Consider the following 3,764-nt stretch of genomic DNA (forward strand, 5'->3'; position numbering starts at 1 on the left):
GTCGTGGCGGACGACTGCGCTCGTGGCGTGGGCGAGGCCCTGGACGTCGGCGGCCTGCCGGACCCGGGTGCGGTGCGGGCGGCCGTCCGCCGTGATGACGGAGAGGTCGAAGACGTGCACGGCCTGCGCGTCGTGCTCGGAGACGGGCGTCCCGGTGCGGCGGTGCACCGTCCACGCCGCGTGCACGAGGGCCGGGGCCCACTCCGCCGCCGCGCCGGAACGCGGCAGGGCCGCGGCGCGCGGACCGTACGGGGCGCTCTCCGCGAGGTGCCCGAGGAGGGCGAGCAGGGGCGCGGCGACGGCGAGCCCGGTGAACAGCAGCCAGCGCGGGCCGGGCCCCGCCCCGTGGCCGACGGCGGTGAGCGCGGCGGCGGTCAGGAGGGTGAGGAAGAGCGCCCCGGGGGTGAGGGAACGGCGCAGGAGGTAGGTGCGGGGGCGCTTGTCGACGGCACGGCGCGGGCGGGGCACGGCGGCCCGGACGGGGCGGGTCATGGCCGGGTCACCAGGGACTTCCTGGGCAGGAAGGCGCGGGTGCGGTCCGGGTCGCCGGGGCGCTCCGGGTCGTAGCGGACCTCGACGGGGCGGCGCAGCGCGGCGCGTTCCACGCGGACCATGACCTCGTGCGGGGTGCCGTCGGCGTCGCGGAAGACAGCGCTCGTCTCGGCGTGCCGGCGCCCTCGGGGGCGCCAGCCGTTCAGTTCGGCGGCGGCGCGGGCCCGGGAGCCGCGCAGCAGGGGGAGGAGCGCGAGCCTGCGGGCGCTGAACACCGCGCCCCACGCGGCGGCGGCGCAGGCGAGGACGGCGAGGACGTGCAGGACGGTGAGCCAGGTGCCGGTGGTGAGCGGGATCGGGATGAGGACGGGCGAGCCGCCGGGGACCGTGCCCGCGCGCTGGGTGCCCTCGTCCAGGGCCCGCTGGAAGCCGTCGGCACAGGCGAGCACGGCGAGCAGGACGACGAGCCCGGGCGTGGCGCGGTGCAGGTAGCGGGCGCACAGGACGCCGAGGAGCAGGGTCGCGGCGGTGCCGGGCAGGGCGGAGAAGGAGGCGAAGTCGTTGCTGCCGCACGTGCCGACGCCGTCGCACGTCCAGCTGACCGTGCCGGCCTCGGCCCCGGTCAGGTGCCACAGGAGCCACACCAGCCACGCCGTCGCCGCGCAGGCCGCCAGGCGCAACGCGTGCGCGTGCCCGCCTCCGTACCGCATCCCGCCTTCTCCCGCCTGTGCCGTTCTCCCCGCGCCTCGCGCGCGGCACGCGTCCGCCGCGTCCGCCGCGTGCCGGGGCCGTGTGCGTACAGCAGGACGATAGCGGGCGGCCCGGACGGACTCCGCCGCCAGGCCCCGTCCTGACCTGCTCCGCCGCCAGTCCCCCGTCCTGACGGGCTCCGCTGTCGGTCTCCCGTTCTACGGTGGGCCGCACCGGACGGGAGGAGACCGTGATGGCGGGGGACGCGGGGAGCGCGGGCGGCGGGGCGGGGGCGGCGGACGCGGAGGTGGTGGTACTGCGCGAGGCGTTGCGTGCCCAGCGGGCGCACGTGCTGGGGGCCCTGGAGGGGCTGGGCGAGGAGGAGCTGCGGCGGGGGTGCTGCCCTCGGGGTGGTCGTGCCTGGGGCTGCTGCGGCATCTCGCGCTCGATGTCGAGCGGTTCTGGTTCAGGGGGGTGCTCGCGGCCGATCCCGGGGTGGTGGCCTCGGTGACGGGGACGAGGGCCGGGGACGACGCCTGGCACCCGGCGCCCGGGGACACGGGCGAGGGGCTGCGGGCGCTGTACCGGGCGGAGGCGGAGCGCGCGGACGCGGTGCTCGACGGGCTCTCGGCGGCACAGCCGCCCGCGTGGTGGCCGCGGGAGCTGTTCGGCTCCTACCGGCCGCGCTCGGTCCGTGAGGTCCTGGTGCACGTGCTCACGGAGACCGCCTGCCACGCGGGGCACGCCGACGCCGTGCGCGAGCTCCTGGACGGCAGGCAATGGCTCGTGCTCGACGGCTGAGCCCGGCTAGTCTCGTCCACCCGACCGGGCGAGCAGGAGAGACACCATGGCCGAGATCCACCGCACGACGCTGGTCCCCAGCAAGCTCGAACTCCTTTCCGGGTGGCTGCCGAAACAGCCGTGGTACGTCGGCGGGAGCGGGCCCGCCGCGCTGGAGAAGGCCGGGGGCTTCCGGCTGGACGACCCGGCGGGCGAGGTGGGGATCGAGTTGATGGCGGTCACCGACGGGGCGGGCGCGGAGGCCGTGACGTACCACGTGCCGCTCACCTACCGGGGCGCGCCGGTCGACGGACTGGAAGCGGCGCTCGTGGGGACGAGCGAGCACGGTGTGCTGGGGAAGCGCTGGGTGTACGACGGGGCGCACGACGCGGTGCTGTGCGCGCAGTTGCTCGCGCTGGCGCGCGGGGCGGCCGAGCCGCAGGCGCAGAGCCTGAGCGATACGCCCGATCCGAGTGTGCACGGCCGATGGGACGGCCCGGTCCCCGAGGACGAGGTGAGCCCGAGCAGTGTCGTCTCGGGCCCCGAGGGGACCTCGACGGTGCTGTGCGGCGGACGGCTGACGCTGCGGACGCACCGGGTGCTGCGCGCGGCGGACGCGGAGCTCCCGCCCGGTCTCGTCGGGTACGTGAGCGGTCTCGCGCCCGGCGATCTGTCGGCGCGGTCCGTGTACGCCTCGTTCCACCTGCCGACGCCCTGAGCCGGGAAAACGCGCCTCGCAGGTGGTCCGGGGGACGCGACTGTGCGAGGCTCCGGGCCATGAGTGACGATCAAGAGGAGCGGCGGCGTCAGCTCGCCGAGCGCATCCGCACGGACCAGCCGCAATCGGCCCGTGTGTGGAACTACTTGCTGCGTGGCAAGGACAACTACCCGGTGGACGCGGCCGTCGGCGACATGATCCGGCAGAGCTTCCCCGACATCGCGGGCATCGCGCGCGGGCAGCGCTACTTCCTGGCGCGCGCGGTGCGTTACCTCGCGCGCGAGGCCGGGGTACGGCAGTTCCTGGACCTGGGGACGGGGCTGCCGACCGCCGACAACACGCACGAGGTCGCGCAGCGCGAGGCGCCGGACGCGCGCGTCGTCTACGTCGACAACGACCCGCTCGTCCTCGCGCACGCGCGGGCGCTGCTGACGAGCACGCCGGAGGGTGCCTGCGCGTACATCGACGCGGACGTGCGCAAGCCGGGGGCGATCATCGAGGAGGCGGCGCGGACGCTGGACTTCACGAAGCCGGTGGGGCTGACGATGCTCGGCATCATGGGCCAGCTTCCCGACGAGGACGAACCGGCCTCGCTCGTGCGGGAACTGCTCGCCGCGCTGCCCCCGGGGAGCTGGCTCGCGCTCGCGGACGGTGTGGACACCAACGAGACACTGAACGCGGCGATCGCGGCGTACAACCAGAACTCGGCGAGCGAGTACCACCTGCGCTCCCCCGAGCGGATCGCGGCGTACTTCGACGGGCTCGAACTCGTCGCGCCCGGTGTGGTCCTGACGTCCGAGTGGCGTCCCGATCCCGCGCAGGGCGACGTGGCGCCCGGTGAGGGCAACACGATGTGCGGGGTGGCGCGCAAGCCCTGAGACGGCCGGGGGCGGGGCGGCAGGCCGGGCTCCGCTCCCCCGCCCGGGCCGCCCCCGGTTCACACCCCCGAGCCGGCCGGGTGCCGCCGGTGGATGGGGGCGGGGGAGCCGGTGAGCGGGGTGCCGGTGGCGCCGTGGCGGTGGGCGACGATCTCGGCGGCGATGGACAGCGCGGTCTCCTCCGGGGTGCGGGCGCCGAGGTCGAG

3 protein-coding genes and 3 pseudogenes are annotated in these 3,764 nt (G+C 76.1%); 3 read left to right on the top strand and 3 right to left on the bottom strand.

Translation table 11 applies throughout. From position 1 onward, the window contains the following. Positions 1 to 492 (bottom strand): annotated as a pseudogene (locus tag SSBG_RS03950) (hypothetical protein); the annotation flags it as partial. Beyond that, on the bottom strand, positions 489 to 1,202 hold the full coding sequence (locus SSBG_RS03955; protein ID WP_008744930.1) for a hypothetical protein: 714 nt from the start codon (positions 1,200 to 1,202) through the stop codon (positions 489 to 491). The pseudogene SSBG_RS03950 and the gene SSBG_RS03955, both read right to left, overlap by 4 nt. A gap of 233 nt (positions 1,203 to 1,435) precedes the next feature. On the opposite strand from SSBG_RS03955, the pseudogene SSBG_RS03960 reads away from it, so the two are divergent. From SSBG_RS03960 to SSBG_RS03970, 3 genes and pseudogenes are all read left to right on the top strand, one after another. After that, positions 1,436 to 1,983: pseudogene (locus SSBG_RS03960) on the top strand (DinB family protein). Between the two features lie 46 nt (positions 1,984 to 2,029). Further along, entirely contained in the window at positions 2,030 to 2,680 is a 651-nt protein-coding gene (locus SSBG_RS03965; protein WP_008744932.1) for a maltokinase N-terminal cap-like domain-containing protein, read from the top strand. Between the two features lie 59 nt (positions 2,681 to 2,739). Further along, a complete protein-coding gene (locus tag SSBG_RS03970; RefSeq protein WP_008744933.1) occupies positions 2,740 to 3,558 on the top strand; it encodes an SAM-dependent methyltransferase in 819 nt (272 codons plus the stop codon). A 59-nt stretch (positions 3,559 to 3,617) separates the two neighbouring features. Here the strand turns inward: SSBG_RS03970 and SSBG_RS30665 are convergent. Then, positions 3,618 to 3,764, bottom strand: a pseudogene (locus SSBG_RS30665) (XdhC/CoxI family protein); the annotation flags it as partial.

It is taken from the genome of Streptomyces sp. SPB074 (assembly GCF_000154905.1).
Taxonomy (GTDB): domain Bacteria; phylum Actinomycetota; class Actinomycetes; order Streptomycetales; family Streptomycetaceae; genus Streptomyces.